Raw genomic sequence first — 16927 nt, 5'->3', positions numbered from 1 at the left:
CATTCTTCATCCATGGCCTGATCGGCGCTTTGTCGTCAAGCACTCAAGGTAGGAGCCCGGTGCCTAAATTGGGCACGCCGGGATCTGTGCGGGGGGTGTTCAGTAATGGACATCCCTACCGCAATTCGAACGCGCGGGGTCGTAAACGCAAAAAAGCCCGCAACCGAAGTGTTGCGGGCCGGAAAGCCGAGCTTAGAAGCTGTACGTCACACCGACCTTGACGATCGGGTAGAAGCGCAGCTTGTCCGCCTTGCCCTGCAAATCCTGTTTCTGCTGGTCGACGGCGGTCTGACTGACTGCCGCGACGATATTTGCCGGCACGTCGAACTGGTCGATGGTCGGACGGCCGAACGCGACGCCCGCGTCGAAGAAGGCCGAGAAGCCCTTCGCCGCCACCGGCGTGTGGCCGAAGCCGATGCCGATATACGGACGCACCGTCGGGAAGCGCGCCTTCGCGTGGATGTTCTCGCCGAGCGTGGAGTAGGTCGTGCCGTTGTACGTGTACGTGCTGGTCAGGCTGGTCGCGGTCGCATCGACGTGATCGCCGCCGATCAGGGCGCCCGCCGTCAGGCGAAAGCCGATCGTGTTCGGCGCCGGGAAGAAGTCGAGATACAGGCCGCCGTGGTAGATGTGCGCGGTGCCGTCGTAATGCAGTTGACCGGCGTCGAAACTATGCGAAAAGCTGAATCCGTTGAATTCGGCGCGGATATTGTCATGCGTGCCGAGCGGTTCCGAGTAGCCGATGCCGACGCCTTCGGTGCCGATCTGTCCGTAGACTTCGCGAGCGTGCACGAGGGGAGCGGAAAGCGCGGCGATGCTTGCCGCGACAGCGATCAACAACTTCTTCATTGCGAGAGTGTCCTCAGGAGGGATGCAGGCGCGCTCTTGCCGAAGCTCGGTTCGGGGTCGCAAGCACGCGTGGGTGTCTGGTTTCAACTCTGTTAACGGAAGCGCTTAATAAAACCTTTAGCGAAACGTTTGCTAACGTTTGAATGAGTTCGACGCGGCCGGTCAATCTTGCCGGTCGCTACAAAGACGAACGCCCGCGACGAATGCGCGGGCGTTGATGGGCGGGCGGAGAAACGTGCGTTAGCGCGATCCGAAGTCGCGGGCGGAACACAGCGACGCCTCGAGCGCGATCTGCGCTTCGCTCTTGCCGCGCAGGCGGGCGAGCCATCGGCCGGCGTCTTTCGATACGGCGGTAAACGGCGCGCTCAGTCGATCCAGCGCCGCGCCCGCGCTCGTCTTGATCTGCACCGCGGCCATCATGCCGCGATCCTCGTGATCGAGGATATGACAGTGCATCACGAACTTGCCGGTGTAATCCTGATACGCCGTCTTCATGATCACCGTGTAATTGGGCTTGATGAACACCGTATCGCGGACCACGCCCTTCAGATGACAGTACTCGGTGTCGCCGGTGCCGAGTTCCGCCTGCGAACATCCGTCGCCCGAATCGGCGAACACCGACGCCTGCGCGCCGTTGAAGATATCGACGATCTGGAACGGATTGGTGTGGATATGGAACACATGCGTGGCGATCGGGTTCGCCTTGATGCTCCACTCCGCGACATCGCCGAGCGTCCCGGGGATCGGCGCATTGCTCGGATTGTAGGCGGAACCGTTGACGGTGAAGGTCGGCGGCGTCACCGTAGGATCGATCTCGAAGCCGGTCTTGACGGTTTCGTCGGCCGCGCGATCGACGGGAATGGTCGGCGCGAACGCGGTCAGCTTGAGCGACGTCAGATCGGTCTTCGCCTGGAACGGCAGCGCCGGATTCGCCGCCACCAGCTGATCGCGGATGTATTGCCAGTAACGCGTGTGGTTGCCGACCGTCGTGTTCGGAAGATTCACGCCCGGACCGACGCGCGCGAACGACAACAACCGCCGATCCTTCACCTTCATCGCGTTCGGGAGGAAGTTGATGGTCGCGGAGGCGGCCGCCGCTTCGTCGAGTATGCAATACAGTCCCGGCGACGGAAACGCCACCAGCACATCGCTGCGGTAGCCGGGGTTCATCGTGTTGACGTTTTTCTCGATCATCGATTGCAGCGTGATGCCGTCTTCGGCGAATTCCAGTTGCGTGACCGTTTCGCCGCTGCAAATCCGGTCGAGCGTCGTCACTTGCGATGACTTGGTACGGTCGCCGGCGAGCGCGTTGGTCGCGGCGGTCGCGGCGGTGTTCACTTGCGCGGCGCTGAGCGAGGTCGAATCGGCAAGGCCGAGCGCCGAAAGATTCGCCCGCACGATCTTCACGTTGATGGTGTCGCGGTTGCCACCGTGCACCATCCGCAGGCGGCGGATATCGCCCGCCGGCACGAAGCCAGCCGCGCTCGGAAACAGCGGCTGCACGACGCCGTTGATTTGCGTATAGCGGCCCGAAATGATCCACGTCGAATTGAGCGCGTTCGCCGGCTGGCCGGGCCGCTTGTCCGGCAAGAAGCTGAGCTGATTGTCGTAGCCGCGAATCTTGCCGGTGCTGCCGGACGGGCAGGTCCATTCGTAGGTCGTCGTATCGACGAGCGGCGCGGTCGATGTCGCGCTGTCGAAGCAGCCGTATTCGATCTGCTGGAACAGCATGACGTGTTCGCGCAAGGGCAGCGCCAGCAGCCGGCGATGCAGGATCGTGTCGATATCCGCGCTGCCGGGTTTCGCACCGGAACGCGCCGGCCGCGAACCGCGCACGATCAGTACGCCCGCCATGCCGCTCGCGACGTCGATGGCCGTCGAGCCGTGCAGATGCGCGTGATACCAGAACGTCCCTGACGGATGATCCGCCGGAAGTTCATAGACATACTGATGGAAGCTCGCGTTTCGCTTCGGGCTCGGCGGCACTTCGACGAAGATGTTGTCCGCTGAATCCGACGGCGAAACGTGTAGCCCGTGCGTGTGGATATTCGTCGTGTTGAAGCAGTGCGGCGTGTTGTGCGCGGCGTCGGGCGGACAGGTGGTCGCCGTCTCGACCGGCAGATTGTTGAACAGCTTGAGCCTGAGCGTCGCGCCCGGCTTGATGCTGATGGTCGGTCCCGACGGGCAGCCGTTGTAGGAGCGCATCGAAACCTGATCGAACGCATTGGTCGACGGATTGAAGATTCTGTAGCTCGCCATCTGCGCGCTGAGCGAGATCGACGCGGAATTGCCGCCGGGATTCAGCCCGTAGGCGCAGGAGAGCCGTTGCAGGATCGACGTCAGTCCGCCCGATGTCGAGACGGAGGAGTTGTCGCTGGAGGCGTCGGACGTATCGTCCAGATCCGTGAAGGAGCGCGCGTTGAGATTCGCTTGCGCGAAGCCGGGCGCGGGAAGGAGCAGTAACGCGAACAGCACGGCAGGCCACAGCCTGTCCGGACCTGCAAGGCCGTCTCTCATCGTGTCCCTCGTCGCAAACGTTTTCTTGTAGCTGCAAGAGGACATTAGGCGATGTGAAAAAGCCTCGTATGCCTAATCGTTTTTCTTGTGTGCGCTATCGAACAATGTAGCGGGAAGGGCGGCGAAATGTGCTTCGGATGACTCGACATTGCGGATCGCGAAGCAATGCCGAGAGGGTCGATCGAAACGATGAAAGAAAGCGAACCGGCGTGCGGCGATAGGCCAACACGGCGGTTCGCTTTTCATACATTTGAACTGTATTTAGAACGCGTGACGCAACGCCACCCGCGCCACAAACTGATTCGAATTCGACGACACACCTTGCGCGCCCGGGATATACGCCTGATCCATCACCGAATCGGTCGACTTGCCCGCGATCTTCTGATACACGGTCTGCAAGTAGACGTCCGTGCGCTTCGACAGGAAGTAATCCGCCATCAGACCGGCCGAGTGGATGCGCGGCTTGACCGTGCCGGAATCGGCATCGTAGGTTTCGATCGAGTAGACGTATTGGCCGCCCACGAAGAACGCCGGCGTGAACTGATACTTGCCGCTGACTTCGAAGTTCTGGTACTTGACGTTCTTAAGCGCCGTGCCGTTATCGAGCGGCACGCCGATATAGCCGTTGCCCTTCGGATTCGCATAACTCGAATTCGTATATGCGAAGCCCGCCGTCGCCGGACCGAACGTGTAGTTCACGCCCGCGCCGAAGACCTGCATGCGCTCCGCGATAAAGCTCGCATCGTTGGCCGCGATCGCGCCCGTCGCGTTCATGCCGGGGTTATCCGCACGCATGTACGCCGCGCCCGCCAGCAGGCCGCCGTTCGAATACGACGCGCCCACGCTGTACACGCGATTGTCCGCGAAGCTCGCGCCGTTACTGAAGCTGTACGTGCCGCCGAACTTGAAGCCGCCGAACGACGGGCTCGCGTACTTCACCGTGTTGTTCACGCGGAACGAGTTGTCGGTGTTGTCGTTGTCGAACGGATGGGCGAACAGATAGCCCGCGAAGTTGCCGTTGGCGGTCGTCGACGCGAGATAGTCGACCACGGAATCGTACTGACGGCCGAGCGTCACCGTGCCGAAGTTGGCGTTCTGCATGCCCACATACGCCTGACGTCCGAACATGCGGGCACCTTGACCCGCCGCGCCGTTGCTGACGTTCACGCCGCTTTCGAGCTGAAACACCGCTTTCGTGCCACCGCCGAGATCCTCGACGCCGCGCATGCCCCAGCGGCTGCCCGATGCATAGCCGCTCGACAGTTTGTAATTTTTGTTGCCACCGACATTGCTCGTGTAGTCGAAGCCTTCATCGAGCACGCCGTACAGCGTGACGCTGCTCTGGGCAAAGACGGACAACGGAGCGCAGACCAGCGCCGCGCACAAAATGGCCTTGATTCTCATGAAATCTCAAATAGTTGTAGTCGATTCTGAGGATGTCAAAACATCTTCGCGATGCGCGGACGATCGTCGAGCGGCGGATTGTGCGTGATCGGACGGGCGAGCGCAATCGTCTCCGCTGACGCCCGGATCGTGAGTTTTATGAATGTTTGCCCGGAGAATTCTTCGCTTGTCGTTGCAGCGCGACGCTTGGAAGAATCTGCCTGAACGCAAGTGGACCGGTTGCCGCACCCGCACGAACAGTCGTACGCAGACGCCCGCGGGGCCGGCCGGCAAGCGATAAAGGAGCCCGCACAGCATGAAGCAAGAACGTAATTTCGCGAACGGCCGTTTCATCGAGCCCGCGAACGACTCGGTCACCGCCATCCTGAATCCCGCCACCGAAGAGGTGATCGGCCAGGTCCACAACGCGTCGCGCGAGCAGGCCATCGCGGCCGTCGAGCAGGCGCAGGCCGCGCAGCGTGCGTGGCGCGCGCTGACCGCCGTCGAGCGCGCGGAGCATATGCGCCGGCTGGCCGCCGCCATCGTCGAGGCGAAGGGCGAGATCGGCGCGGCGCTGGCGAAGGAATCCGGCAAGGCGCTCGCCGATGCCAGCGGCGAAGCCTTCTACGCCGCGCAAATCACCGAATATCACGCCGAATGGGCGCGCCGTATCGAAGGCGAAGTGATTCCGAGCGATACGCCCGGCGAAAACCTCGTGCTGCATCGCGAGCCGATCGGCGTCGTCGCGTGCCTGATTCCTTTCAATTTCCCGATCTACACGCTGATGCGCAAGATTGCGCCGGCGCTGATCGCGGGCAACACGGTCGTCGTGCGTCCGAGCAACAACTCGCCGCTGTCCGCGTTCGCCATGGCGCGCGCCGTCGAACGCGCCGCGCTGCCGGCCGGCGTCGTCAACATTCTCGCGATGGATCACGAGACGGCCGAAGCCGTCTGCACGCATCCGGCGGTCGGCATGATCACGCTGACGGGCAGCGTCAACGCGGGCCGCAAGGTGCTCGAATACTGCAAGGCGAATATCGCCAAGCCGTCGCTGGAACTGGGCGGCAAGACGCCCGCCATCGTCGAGCCGGATGGGGATCTGCAGAAGGCGGCGCGCGAATTGGTCGCATCGAAGCGAAGCTCACGCATACGGGCCAGCTTTGCACGGCGATCGAACGCGTCTACGTGCACGAAAGCATCCACGACGAGTTCGTCGCGCTGCTGAAGGAGCAGATGCTCGCGAAGAAGATCGGCGATCGCGAGGAAGACGCGGCGTTCATGGGACCGCTCGTGAACAAGTCGTCGCGCGACGGCATCCACGCGATGGTGCGCCGCGCGGTCGAGGCGGGCGCGACGCTCGAAACCGGCGGCGAAGTGCCGAGCCGCGAGGGCTTTTTCTATCCGCCGACGCTGCTGTCGAACTGCCGTCAGGACATGGAAGTCGTGCAGGAAGAAACCTTCGGCCCGGTGCTCGCCGTGCTCAAGTACGGCACGATCGACGAAGCCATCGCGCTTGCCAACGATCACCAGTTCGGTTTGTCGTCGGTGCTGTACACCGAGAACTATCGCACCGCGATGAAGGTCGCCAATTCGATCGAAGCGGGCGAGTTGTACATCAACCGCACGCCGGCCGATCCGTATCAGGGCTTCCACGCGGGCTGGAAACGCTCCGGCATCGGCGGCGGCGACGGCAAGCACGGCATGCTCGAATTCACGCAGACGCGTCTGGTCGTGATGAAGTATTGATGTTCACCCCGCCGCGCCGTCCATCGACGGCGTGGCCTTTTTTTATCCAAGCCAATAACAAGAAGAAGGCGCAAGCATCGCGCCGATGTCTTTCAGGAGCACCTCCGTGTCGTCCAAACCCGTTCAATCCACTTCCGGCGTGGCGGTCGAGTCGCGTGACAACGCGCGCTCCGCTCGCTATATGCAGCTTGCGCTGCTGGTGATCGCCGCCGGCGCGATCTATCCGATTCTTTATCTGCGGCAGGTGTATCAGCCGACGATGCTGGAAGTGTTCCACATCACCGAAGAGCAACTCGGCTATCTGTATTCCGCGCTCGGCACGCTGTTTCTGATCTGCTATCTGCCGAGCGGCTGGCTCGCCGACCGTGTGAAGCCGCGCGTGCTGATCAGCTTTTCGCTGATCGCGACGGGCGCGCTCGGGCTCTGGTATTCGACGGCGCCGTCTTTTACCGCGCTGATCGTGATCTTCGGTTCGTGGGGTTTGACGACCGGTCTGACGTTCTGGGCCGCGATCATCAAGCGCGTGCAGATGATCGCCGGCAGCGACGAGCAAGGCCGCTTCTTCGGCTTGCTCGACGGCGGACGCGGCCTTATCGAGGCGCTGCTCGCGACCATCGCGATTTCGCTGTTCGCGTGGGCCACGAACCGTCACGGCGACGACAACGTTCACGGTTTCCGCCTCGTCGTCTATATGTACGCGTTCCTGTGCATTTTCCTGGGCGTCGTGCTCGGTCTGGTGCGCGATCCGCAAGGCGCGCAAGCCGCTGAAACGAAGCGCGAAAAGCGCAACGTGATCCGCGATCTCGGCACGCTGCTGAAGAATCCGCAATTGCTGCTGCTCGCGGGCATCGTGTTCTGCGGCTATCAGGTGTTCTGGGCGACGTACAGCTTTTCCGCCTATTTGCACGAGAAGGAAATTGGTCTTTCCGTCGTCGCGGCGGGTTTCATCACCACGCTGAAGTTGTGGATGCACCCGGTCGGCGGCATTGGTGGCGGCCTTCTCGGCGATCGCTTTTCGAAAACCTCCGTCCTGATTTTCGCGCTGTTCGCAGCGGCCGCAGCGCTGCTCGTGCTGATGGTCGCGCCGGCTATCGCCAATAACTGGATCATCGCGGCCGTCGTGCTGTTCATCGGCATCATGACCTACGCGATTCGCGGTCTCTACTGGTCGCTGCTCGATCAGTGCAAGGTGCCCGCCGAAATCATGGGTCTCGCGATCGGTCTCGTGTCCGTGCTCGGCTATTCGCCGGATGCGGTGTTGCCGCTCATCAACGGTTATCTGACGCAGCACTATCCGGGCGTGCACGGCTATCAGCTGTACTTCGGTTATATCGCCTTCATGTCCGCGCTCGGCGGCGTGGCGGCGATCGTCTTCACACATCGACTCAAGAAACAGGCTCAAGCATGAAAATCGCTTCGCTCGAAACATACGTCGTCGCTGTTCCGCCGCCGCACGTCGGCGGCATATACTGGATCTTCGTCAAGCTGCGCACGGATTGCGGCATCGAAGGCGTCGGCGAGATCTATTCCGCGACGTTCCATCCGAAAGCGATGACGTCGATCATCGAAGACGTGTTCGAACGCTATCTGCTCGGCCACGATCCGCATCATGTCGAACGCTTCTTCCGCGAAACGTATTCGAGCGGCTTCACGCAGCGCCCTGATCTCACGATGATGGGCGTCGCCAGCGGCCTGGAAATGGCGTGCTGGGACATCATCGGCAAGGCGGCGAACAAGCCCGTCTATGAACTGCTGGGCGGCCGCGTGCACGAGCGTCTGCGTTCGTACACGTATCTGTATCCGAAGAACGCGCGCGGCGAATACGACTACGAGGACGCCGATCTCGCCGCCGAATGCGCCGTGCAGAACGTGGAGTTCGGCTTCACCGCGGTGAAGTTCGATCCGGCCGGTCCGTACACGGCGTATTCGGGCCATCAGGTGTCGCTGGAAGTGCTGGACCGTTGCGAACTGCTCTGCCGCAAGGTGCGCGAAGCCGTCGGCAGCAAGGCCGACATTCTGTTCGGCACGCACGGGCAAATGGTGCCGTCGTCGGCCATTCGTCTCGCCAAGCGCCTCGAAAAATACGATCCGCTGTGGTTCGAAGAGCCCGTTCCTCCGGGTCAGGAAGAAGCGATGGCGCAAGTCGCCGCCAAGACCAGCATCCCTATTTCGGCGGGCGAGCGTCTGACGACGAAGTACGAATTCTCGCGTCTCCTGGAAACGCGCGCCGCGTCGATCCTGCAATTCAATGTAGGTCGCGTCGGCGGCATTCTCGAAGCGAAGAAGATCGCCAGCATGGCCGAGGTGCATTACGCGCAGATCGCGCCGCATCTCTATAACTGCCCGGTCGGCGCCGCGGCGAGCATTCAGGTCGCGGCGTGTTCGCCCAACTTCCTGATTCAGGAAAGCATCGGCACGTGGGACGGTTTCCACGCCGAGGTGCTCAAGACCAAGATCCAGTGGAAAGACGGCTACATCATTCCGTCGAACGAGCCGGGTCTGGGCGTCGAGCTGAACATGGACGTGGTGCGCGCGCATACGCCGTACACCGGCCAGCGCCTGCATCTGCAAGGCATCGAAGCCCTTCGACGTGAAGGACCTCACGCCCGCCAAGGGCTAGTTACGGTTGAGCCGCGTCGAAGCGGCGGAAGGCAACAAGCATGGAATTCGATTACATCATCGTGGGCGCGGGATCGGCGGGCTGCATTCTCGCGGATCGTCTGTCGGAGTCGGGGCAGCATTCGGTGCTCCTGCTCGAAGCAGGCGGCGCGGACTCGTCGTTCTGGTTCAAGGTGCCGGTGGGTTTCACCAAGACCTACTACAACCCTGAATACAACTACATGTATTACAGCGAGCCCGAAGCGCAGCTGAACAACCGCCAGCTCTATTGCCCGCGCGGCAAGGTGCAGGGCGGTTCCGGCTCGATCAACGCGATGATCTATATGCGCGGCCAGCCGCACGACTTCGACGACTGGGAGCGCGCGGGCAATCGCGGCTGGGGCTTCCGCGACGTGCTGCCGTATTTCAAGCGGCTCGAATCGCATCCGGCGGGCGACACGAAGTATCACGGCTCGAAAGGCAAAATCCGCATTTCGTCGATGAAGGAAGGCGCGCACGCCATCTGCAGGACCTTCGTCGAAGGCGCGCGGCAGACGGGCTTTCCGCTCACCGGCGACTTCAACGGAGAGCACTACGAAGGCGCGGGCATCTACGATCTGAACGCGCGCAACGGCGAGCGTTCGTCGAGCAGCTTCGAGTATCTGCATCCGGCGTTGTCGCGCAAGAATCTGCGGATCGAGCGCAATGTGACGGTGCGTCGCGTGCTGTTCGACGGCAAGCGCGCGATGGGCGTGCAGGCATCGCGCAAGGGCGAAGCGCTGCAATTCCGCGCCAAGCGCGAAGTGATTATGTCGGCGGGTGCGGTGGATTCGCCGAAGCTGATGCAACTGTCCGGTCTCGGCGAGCACGCCTTGCTGGCGAAGCACGGCATTCCGGTCGTGCACGAACTGCCGGCGGTCGGCAAGAACTTGCAGGATCACCTGTGCGTGAGCTTCTACTATCGCGCGACGGTGAAGACGCTGAACGACGAACTGCGTCCGCTGTTCGGCAAGGTGAAGGCGGCGTTGCAGTATCTGACGGCGCGCAAGGGCCCGCTTTCGATGAGCGTGAATCAGTCGGGCGGTTTCTTCAAGGGCGATACCGCCGAAGCGGAACCGAACCTGCAGTTGTACTTCAATCCGCTGTCGTATCGCATTCCGAAGAGCAGCAAGGCGCAACTCTAGCCGGAACCGTATTCGGGCTTCCTGCTGTGCTTCAACCCGTGCCGTCCGACGAGCCGCGGTTCGATCGAAATCGCCTCCGGCCGCGCGGAAGACGCCGCGAAGATTCATATCAACGCGCTGACAACGGAGAAGGATCTGCGCGAAGCGGTGCAGGACAGCAAACTGGTTCGCAAGGTCATGAACAGCGCCGCGCTGCGCAATATCACCGCCGAGGAAATCTCGCCGGGACCGGACGTGACGAGCGACGAAGCGCTGCTCGATTACTTCCGCGAGCAGTCGGGCTCGATCTATCACCTGTGCGGTTCGTGCGCGATGGGTCCGGATGCGGCCACGTCCGTCGTCGACGAGCGTCTGCGCGTGCATGGCATCGACGGCTTGCGGATCGTCGATGCCTCGATCTTCCCGAACATCACGTCCGGCAACATCAACTCGCCGACGATGATGGTCGCCGAAAAGGGCGCCGACCTGATTCTCGAAGACGCGCACGGTAACGGCGCGCAGGCGTCGAAGCCGGCGGAACTGGCTGCCGTCTGATCCGCACGGCGCGCAAGGACATCACGCCGCTCCTTGCGCGCCGAAGCGGCATAATTTGCCTAAATTCGTAAAATGCTGCCGCAAAGCGGCGTGCCCCGGCGTGGATGCGTGTTAAATGCGCACGTCGAACGCTGCGGAAGGAGATCGAGTTGAAGCGAAAGATGCCCGCCCTGAACGCGTTGAGGGCTTTCGAGGTGGCCGGCCACACCGGCAGCTTCACGCGCGCGGCGGAAATGCTGCACGTCACGCAGAGCGCGGTGAGTCGTCAGGTGCGCCAGTTCGAAACGCAACTCGGCGAAGCGCTGCTGTTGCGGCGGCATCATCATCTCGAACTGTCGCCTACCGGGCGTTTGCTGTTGCAGGCGCTGCGGATGTCGTTCGACCGCATCGAACTCACGGTGCGCAGCATTCAGGAAAAGACGCATCTGCAGCGTCTGCGCATCAACGCGCCGCCCACCTTCACCAGCCGCTGGCTGATGCCGCGCCTGCCGTTACTGCGCGCGGCCGCGCTCGAACTGGAAATTTCCCTCACCACGAGCCTGAAGGACGATCTGGTCGAATCCGGCTCCCTCGATTGCGCGATCCGCTGGGGCAACGGCGAATGGGAAGGCCTCGACAATCAGCTTTTGATGCACGAGCGGCATATCGCGGTGTGTTCGCCGGCCGTGCGCGGCGGTCTCGCCGAGCCGCTCACCGATCTCTCCGCCTGCACGCTGCTGCATGTGCTGGCGAGCAGCGATCATCGTTATCAGACGTGGCATCACTGGCTCAAGGCGGCGGAAATCGAGGATGTCGATCTGTCGGCGGGATACGAGTTCGATCTGCTCGACCACGCGATCAGCGCGGCGGTGGACGGCCTTGGCGTGACCATCGCCGATCGATACATGATCACGCGCGAATTGCGGCAAGGCTCGCTCGTGCCGCTGAGCGATATCGAAGTGGAAGGGCATCAGTCGTACTGGATCGTGACGCGCACCGGGCAGGAAGATTCGCCGCCCGTCGCGCTGTTTCGTGAATGGCTCAAAACGCAGATCGACGAACAGCGACGCAGCGAATGGCCGTCGCGCTCGCGCGAATGACGTTGCGGCCCGGCAAAAAGATAAATCGAGAGACCTGTCGTGCGACGTCTGCCGTCACTGACCGCGTTGCGCTTCTTCGAGGAGAGCGCGCGGCATATGAGCTTCAATAAATCGGTGAGCGCGCTGTGCGTGACGCCGGGCGCGATCAGCCGGCAGATTCGCCTGCTGGAAGACTCGCTCGGCACGCGGCTGTTCGATCGCGATCACAAAGGCATTCGCCTGACCGCGCAGGGCCGCGACCTGCTCGAATGCATCGCCGATGCCTTCGATGCCATCGAGCGCGTCACGCGATCGCTGTCGTCGTCCCGAAAGAGCGAGCGCAAGCGTCTGACCGTATGCGCGCCGCCGACGTTCGCCACGCGCTGGCTGTCGCCGCGTCTGGGTTCGTTCATGCGCGCGGTGCCCGATGTCGATCTGTCCGTGCGCACGGACGACGCCGACGAGCGGCATTTCAGCATCCGCTTTGGCTATGAAGCGCTGGCGGATCGGCGCTCGGACTTTCTGTTTATCGAGCGTCACGTGCTGGTCGGCGCGGCGCGGTACGCCGACGAACCGCTCGATGCGCTGCTGGCACGCCTGCCCGCGCTGCACGTGCTGCACAACGATGCGCGTCTCACGCTGTGGCCCGACTGGCTCGATGCGGCGGGTTTGCCGCGCGAGTACGAGCCACGCGGCATCGAATTTTCCACGCTCGATCAGGCGATTCACGCGGCGCTCGCGGGCACGGGCATCGCTGTGGTGGATCGCAGCATGATCGCCGACGAATTGCGCGATGGCACGCTGGCGATGTTGTCGGCCGTGGAATCGACCGGGCCGTATGGCTACTGGATCGATGTTGCCGCCGTGCACGCCGACGACGACGGCGTGAAGGCGTTCGCGCAATGGCTGCGCGCGGAAGGCGCGAAGAGCGCGGGACTCAGCGTGCCGCTGGTTTGATGTGTCGTTTTCAGGCGCGACGCGCCTGCCACGTATAACCGGCGCCGATCATCCGAGCGGGCGTCGTATAGCCAGGCTCGATGAACGTGCCCGAAGGCAGCGACGTCGTCCAGACGCCCGGCTGAGTCATGACGCAGTACTTGCCGATCGTGAGCCCCGCGCCGAGACGGACATCGGCGCCCAGGACGCAGTGCGCGGCGAGTTCCGTCGCCGCGCCGATACTCGCGCCCGCACCGATCCAGCCATGCATGCCGATCTGCACCTGCGTGTCGATGCGCGCGCCGGCATTGATCAGCACGTCGCTGCCGATCTTGCCGCGCCTGCCGATGTTCGTGCCGGGCGCGATCCAGACGTTGTCGCCCAACTGGGCATCCGGCGCGACATAGGACTTCGGATGCACCAGCGTAGCCATCCGGCCGCCGCGCAATTTCGCCGGCCCGTAAAGCTCGACCCGCGCGTGATTGATCGCGTTGCTATCCACGGCGACGAAAACCATGGCCGTGTCGGGGATGTCTTCCAGCATCGCGTTCGCGGTATGCGCGATGCTGGCAACGCTGTCCGCGCGTCGCACAGATGCCATGTTGCATCGGGCGCATAAGCGGCCTGATCCGCCGCGATCTCTTCGAATGCGGCACCGAATCCCAGCAAGTACAACTCCGTGCGCGCGGTCATGCGGTGTCTCCGTCGAGCAGTTGTTTGTAGACGCGAGCGAAGGACATCAGACGCTGTTCGTACTGGCCGTGCCGCACGCGTGGCGAGCCGTCGTGCAGATTGGCCTGCAGCGCTTCGAGATGGCCGAGATCTTCGTACAGCACGTCGACCTCGCTGCGCAGATGGCCGCGCAAAATCGCGGGTAGCGCCGCGATGCGCCGATTTTCCTTCGCGGTCATCAGCGTAAAGCGCACCTGCGTGCGATTCGGCGCGAGCGGATCGAACTGCTGCACGAGGAATACGAGCCCACCCACCGAGATGAAGTTGACGTTGGGGAACAGAAAGAGGTTGTGGTATTCGTCGCCTTCGCCGTAACGCTGAACCATGTCGTGCCACGGAAAGCGCTGGATCTTCAGCGGCATCCGCGAGGCGAAGCTCTGCGCGACGAGCGTGTCGGGCACGACCGCGTGTTCCGGCGATGGATCGCCCGTTTCGGTGCGCTTGCTCATCAGCGGCAGAAACGTCTTCGGGTGAATATACGGAACGTGATTGAAGTCCAGCACGTTCTCGTAGTTCAGCTTCCAGTTGTAGCGCGCCTCGAGATCGACATGGACGGCTCGCGTGCCGACATGTCGCGCAACTGCTCCAGCAACTCGGCGGAGAACTACTGTTCGATCGGCATCGGTTCGCTCGCCAGATTCACGAACACCAGATCGCCGACTTCCTCCACCGCATAGCGCGGCAGGCAGAGCGACTGCCGCTCGGCGTCGTCGTACTGGTAGAGGCGCGCTTCGGAAGGAATCGCCTTCACTGCGCCATCATGATCGAAGGTCCAGCCGTGATACGGACAGACCATCCGCGCCTGCCCGAAAGGCTCGCTCTGAATCGGCATCAGCCGATGCGGACATTGATTGGCGAACGCGCGGATCTGTCCATCGCAGTTTTGCAGCAGTACCGGCAGCCCGCCGATGCTGCGCGTGATGAACGCATTGGGGTCGGCCAGTGCGCTGCGCATTCCGGCAAACAGCCAGAGCCGCCGGAAGACGGTGCGTTGTTCGCGTTCGAAGATTGCCGGGTCGATGTAATGGGCAACGGTCAATGCGGACTGCATAGGCCTGTCGGAAGTTGAGGGGCTTCACGCGATTATTTCGGCTGACTCAAAAGAATACACGAGCGATTCGACATCTGCTCAGAGGATTCCGATGGCCGACCGGCCAGACGGTATAAGCGCCGATTTCAGCCGAAAATAGCCAAATGTGCGCTTGCTAATACTTTGTTGCACTTTGTGTCAAACGCCTCGAAAGCCCGCCCAGCAAGGCTTCGCGCCATGCTGGCCCCATTTTCGACTGTTGGCTGCCCGTCCGCACGGTGAAGATTTCAAACCTCGCTCCGTTAAAGAAATCAACAGACGGAGAACAGACACCATGAAGATCGATTCCAGCAACAGCCAGGCCCTCAGCATCCTCAAGACCCAAGCACCGCGCTCGACCGGCAGCGTCGACGCCACCGGCTCGGTCGGCTCCGTGCAGCAGACCAGCGCGGCCAGCTCGACCGTGAACCTGTCGTCGATGTCGGCGCTGAGCGCGGTTAACGGCTCGGACATCGACGTGGCCAAGGTCGCGGCGATCAAGGCTTCCCTGCGCGACGGCACCTACAAGATCGACTCGGGCAAGATCGCCGACGGCATGATCAACAGCGCCCGCGACATGCTGACCACCACCTCGCGCTAATCAGTAACCGCGCGTCCGGTCGACGCATTCCGGAATCGCGCCGTTGTCGCGATAACGCCGGATGTTGTCCGCCACGATGGCCGACGCCGTTTCGCGGTCGGTCGGCGCCGAGATGTGCGGCAACACCGTGACGCGCGGATGCGCCCAGTACCAGCTATCGGCGGGCAGCGGTTCGGTGGCGAAAACATCCAGCACCGCGTGGCCGAGCGCCGCGCGATCCAGCGCCGCCTTGAGCGATTCGTCGTCGACGATCAGGCCGCGCGCGAAATTGATCAACGATGCATTCGCGGGCAAATGCGCCAGCGTCTCGGCGTTCAGCAGACCGGTGGTGTGCGGCGTCAGCGGCAGCAGGCAGACGAGGATATCGCTCCGGCGCAGCATCGCGGGCAGTTCGGCGTCGCCCGCGTAGCAGTCGATGCCGTCCACTGCCTTGCGCGACCGGCTCCATCCGCACACCCCGAAACCCGCCTGCAACAGCCGATGCGCCGCCGCTTCGCCGAGCGCGCCCAATCCGAGCAGACCGACCGTCTTTTTCGCGGGACGCACGTAGTCGTGCGCCTGCCATTGCTTGCGCGCCTGCTGCGCGGCGTAGCGCGGCATGTCGCGATGCAGATACAAGGTCCACGCCAGCACGGCTTCGGCCATCGTGTCGGCGAGTTGCGGATCGACCAGACGGACGATCTTGAGATCGCTGTCGGCGAGATCGCGCATCATCCGCTCGACGCCCGCCCACACGCTATGCACCCATTCGAGCGCGGGCAGTTCGCGCAAGTCTTCCGGACGCGGATTGGCGACGATCGCGACCTTGCACGTCGCGCGCGTCTGCGCATCGAGTTCGGCGAGCGGCACGATGCGCTCGCCGGGCATCGCGCGCTGCAGCGCGTCGACCCATTGCGCGGCGAACGAATAATCCGGATTCGCGATAAAAGGCAGCACGTTCTTCATTTCGCGTACACCTTGTCCAGATCCGCGAAGCCTTTCACTTCGATCGGATTGCCGCACGGATCGCGGAAGAACATCGTCGCCTGCTCGCCGGGCTCGCCTTCGAAGCGCAGGCTCGGCGGAATCACGAATTCGATCGTGCTGCCGCTCAGGCGCTCGGCGAGCGTGCGCCAGTCGGTCATGCCCATGACGAGCCCGAGATGCGGCATCGGCACCATGTGATCGCCGACGCGGCCAGTGTTCGTCACCGGAAACGGCTCGCCCAGATGCAACGAAATCTGATGGCCGAAGAAATCGAAGTCGACCCACGTATCGGTGCTGCGTCCTTCGACGCAGCCGAGCAGGCCGCCGTAGAAAGCGCGCGATTCGTCGAGGTCGCGGACGTGATAGGCCAGATGAAAAGCGGTGCGCATGATGCGGTTTCCTGTGATGGCGTCGATTCGAAGCTTGAGCCTAGCAGCGCCACTTCGAAAGAGATAGCATGGAATCATTTCGACTCACAAAGAAAAACTTTTGGATACGCGCTTTCTCCAAAGTCTTATCGCGGTCGTCGATAGCGGTTCCATCGCGGATGCCGCGCGCGTCGAGCATCTGACCGCCGCCGCCGTCGGCCAGCGCGTGCAAGCGCTAGAACGCGAACTCGGTTTCGCGCTGTAACCAAACAACATTCAGCATACCGATTGAAGCTCGTCACAATGGAGTATCCATGGCATCCATTGCACGGCCAGCAACTTCAAGTGGTTCGCCGTAAGTGGCGAGGAGCCACGGAAGTCATTCA

The 16927-nt window shown here is 62.5% G+C and carries 13 protein-coding genes and 3 pseudogenes; 8 read left to right on the top strand and 8 right to left on the bottom strand.

Annotated elements, in window-relative coordinates; translation table 11 throughout:
* Positions 1 to 192: 192 nt before the first annotated feature.
* From BVER_RS18815 to BVER_RS18805, 3 genes are all read right to left on the bottom strand, one after another.
* The gene (locus BVER_RS18815) at positions 193 to 849 is read right to left on the bottom strand and encodes a hypothetical protein (protein WP_050454607.1); all 657 of its coding nucleotides are present in this window, start codon (positions 847 to 849) and stop codon (positions 193 to 195) included.
* A gap of 240 nt (positions 850 to 1089) precedes the next feature.
* A complete protein-coding gene (locus tag BVER_RS18810; RefSeq protein ID WP_083452251.1) occupies positions 1090 to 3366 on the bottom strand; it encodes a multicopper oxidase family protein in 2277 nt (758 codons plus the stop codon).
* 261 nt (positions 3367 to 3627) lie between these two features.
* Positions 3628 to 4770 (bottom strand): porin, encoded by a 1143-nt coding sequence (locus BVER_RS18805; RefSeq protein ID WP_050454605.1) that lies wholly within the window; start codon positions 4768 to 4770, stop codon positions 3628 to 3630.
* 295 nt (positions 4771 to 5065) lie between these two features.
* On the opposite strand from BVER_RS18805, the pseudogene aldA reads away from it, so the two are divergent.
* The 6 genes and pseudogenes from aldA to BVER_RS18775 all read left to right on the top strand — a co-directional run bounded on the left by aldA (position 5066) and on the right by BVER_RS18775 (position 12826).
* Positions 5066 to 6495: pseudogene (gene aldA / locus BVER_RS18800) on the top strand (aldehyde dehydrogenase).
* 106 nt (positions 6496 to 6601) lie between these two features.
* A complete protein-coding gene (locus BVER_RS18795) occupies positions 6602 to 7903 on the top strand; it encodes an MFS transporter (RefSeq protein ID WP_050454603.1) in 1302 nt (433 codons plus the stop codon).
* Positions 7900 to 9115: pseudogene (locus BVER_RS18790) on the top strand (mandelate racemase/muconate lactonizing enzyme family protein). Before BVER_RS18795 ends, BVER_RS18790 begins: the two are co-directional and overlap by 4 nt.
* A gap of 40 nt (positions 9116 to 9155) precedes the next feature.
* Positions 9156 to 10811: pseudogene (locus BVER_RS18785) on the top strand (GMC family oxidoreductase).
* A 161-nt stretch (positions 10812 to 10972) separates the two neighbouring features.
* Positions 10973 to 11890, top strand: a complete 918-nt coding sequence (locus tag BVER_RS18780; RefSeq protein WP_050454602.1) for a LysR substrate-binding domain-containing protein — start codon at positions 10973 to 10975, stop codon at positions 11888 to 11890.
* A gap of 39 nt (positions 11891 to 11929) precedes the next feature.
* Positions 11930 to 12826 (top strand): LysR substrate-binding domain-containing protein, encoded by an 897-nt coding sequence (locus BVER_RS18775; protein WP_050454601.1) that lies wholly within the window; start codon positions 11930 to 11932, stop codon positions 12824 to 12826.
* A gap of 10 nt (positions 12827 to 12836) precedes the next feature.
* Here the strand turns inward: BVER_RS18775 and BVER_RS18770 are convergent, their stop codons facing one another.
* The 3 genes from BVER_RS18770 to BVER_RS18760 all read right to left on the bottom strand — a co-directional run bounded on the left by BVER_RS18770 (position 12837) and on the right by BVER_RS18760 (position 14588).
* Positions 12837 to 13406 carry an LbetaH domain-containing protein gene (locus BVER_RS18770; protein WP_050454599.1) on the bottom strand — a complete coding sequence of 190 codons (570 nt, stop codon included), beginning with the start codon at positions 13404 to 13406 and terminating at the stop codon, positions 12837 to 12839.
* A gap of 88 nt (positions 13407 to 13494) precedes the next feature.
* A complete protein-coding gene (locus tag BVER_RS18765; protein ID WP_083452250.1) occupies positions 13495 to 14226 on the bottom strand; it encodes an RHO alpha subunit C-terminal catalytic domain-containing protein in 732 nt (243 codons plus the stop codon).
* Positions 14142 to 14588 carry an aromatic ring-hydroxylating oxygenase subunit alpha gene (locus BVER_RS18760; protein WP_050454597.1) on the bottom strand — a complete coding sequence of 149 codons (447 nt, stop codon included), beginning with the start codon at positions 14586 to 14588 and terminating at the stop codon, positions 14142 to 14144. The genes BVER_RS18765 and BVER_RS18760 overlap by 85 nt, the downstream gene beginning before the upstream one ends.
* 313 nt (positions 14589 to 14901) lie before the next feature.
* Between BVER_RS18760 and flgM the strand changes: the two genes are divergently transcribed.
* On the top strand, positions 14902 to 15207 hold the full coding sequence (flgM, locus tag BVER_RS18755; RefSeq protein ID WP_050454596.1) for a flagellar biosynthesis anti-sigma factor FlgM: 306 nt from the start codon (positions 14902 to 14904) through the stop codon (positions 15205 to 15207).
* Here flgM and BVER_RS18750 read toward each other — a convergent pair whose 3' ends face one another.
* Positions 15208 to 16152, bottom strand: a complete 945-nt coding sequence (locus tag BVER_RS18750) for a 2-hydroxyacid dehydrogenase (RefSeq protein WP_050454595.1) — start codon at positions 16150 to 16152, stop codon at positions 15208 to 15210.
* A complete protein-coding gene (locus BVER_RS18745; protein ID WP_050454594.1) occupies positions 16149 to 16562 on the bottom strand; it encodes a VOC family protein in 414 nt (137 codons plus the stop codon). Before BVER_RS18745 ends, BVER_RS18750 begins: the two co-directional genes overlap by 4 nt.
* A gap of 100 nt (positions 16563 to 16662) precedes the next feature.
* On the opposite strand from BVER_RS18745, the gene BVER_RS30355 reads away from it, so the two are divergent.
* The gene (locus BVER_RS30355; protein ID WP_370444267.1) at positions 16663 to 16806 is read left to right on the top strand and encodes a LysR family transcriptional regulator; all 144 of its coding nucleotides are present in this window, start codon (positions 16663 to 16665) and stop codon (positions 16804 to 16806) included.
* Positions 16807 to 16927: the final 121 nt, after the last annotated feature.

The sequence above is a fragment of the Candidatus Burkholderia verschuerenii genome (genome assembly GCF_001189365.1).
In the GTDB taxonomy this organism is placed as follows: Bacteria; Pseudomonadota; Gammaproteobacteria; order Burkholderiales; family Burkholderiaceae; genus Caballeronia; species Caballeronia verschuerenii.
The sequence above is the reverse complement of the archived record's forward strand: the minus strand, read 5'-3'. Positions and strand labels throughout refer to the sequence as shown.

What these genes read in the sequence shown, in the direction of transcription:
- BVER_RS18805 (WP_050454605.1), bottom strand. Translation starts at nt 4,770, where the DNA reads ATGAGAATCAAGGCCATTTTGTGCGCGGCGCTGGTCTGCGCTCCGTTG.
- BVER_RS18770 (WP_050454599.1), bottom strand. Translation starts at nt 13,406, where the DNA reads ATGGCATCTGTGCGACGCGCGGACAGCGTTGCCAGCATCGCGCATACC.
- BVER_RS18750 (WP_050454595.1), bottom strand. Translation starts at nt 16,152, where the DNA reads ATGAAGAACGTGCTGCCTTTTATCGCGAATCCGGATTATTCGTTCGCC.
- BVER_RS18810 (WP_083452251.1), bottom strand. Translation starts at nt 3,366, where the DNA reads ATGAGAGACGGCCTTGCAGGTCCGGACAGGCTGTGGCCTGCCGTGCTG.
- BVER_RS18815 (WP_050454607.1), bottom strand. Translation starts at nt 849, where the DNA reads ATGAAGAAGTTGTTGATCGCTGTCGCGGCAAGCATCGCCGCGCTTTCC.
- BVER_RS18780 (WP_050454602.1), top strand. Translation starts at nt 10,973, where the DNA reads ATGCCCGCCCTGAACGCGTTGAGGGCTTTCGAGGTGGCCGGCCACACC.
- BVER_RS18745 (WP_050454594.1), bottom strand. Translation starts at nt 16,562, where the DNA reads ATGCGCACCGCTTTTCATCTGGCCTATCACGTCCGCGACCTCGACGAA.
- flgM (WP_050454596.1), top strand. Translation starts at nt 14,902, where the DNA reads ATGAAGATCGATTCCAGCAACAGCCAGGCCCTCAGCATCCTCAAGACC.
- BVER_RS18760 (WP_050454597.1), bottom strand. Translation starts at nt 14,588, where the DNA reads ATGCAGTCCGCATTGACCGTTGCCCATTACATCGACCCGGCAATCTTC.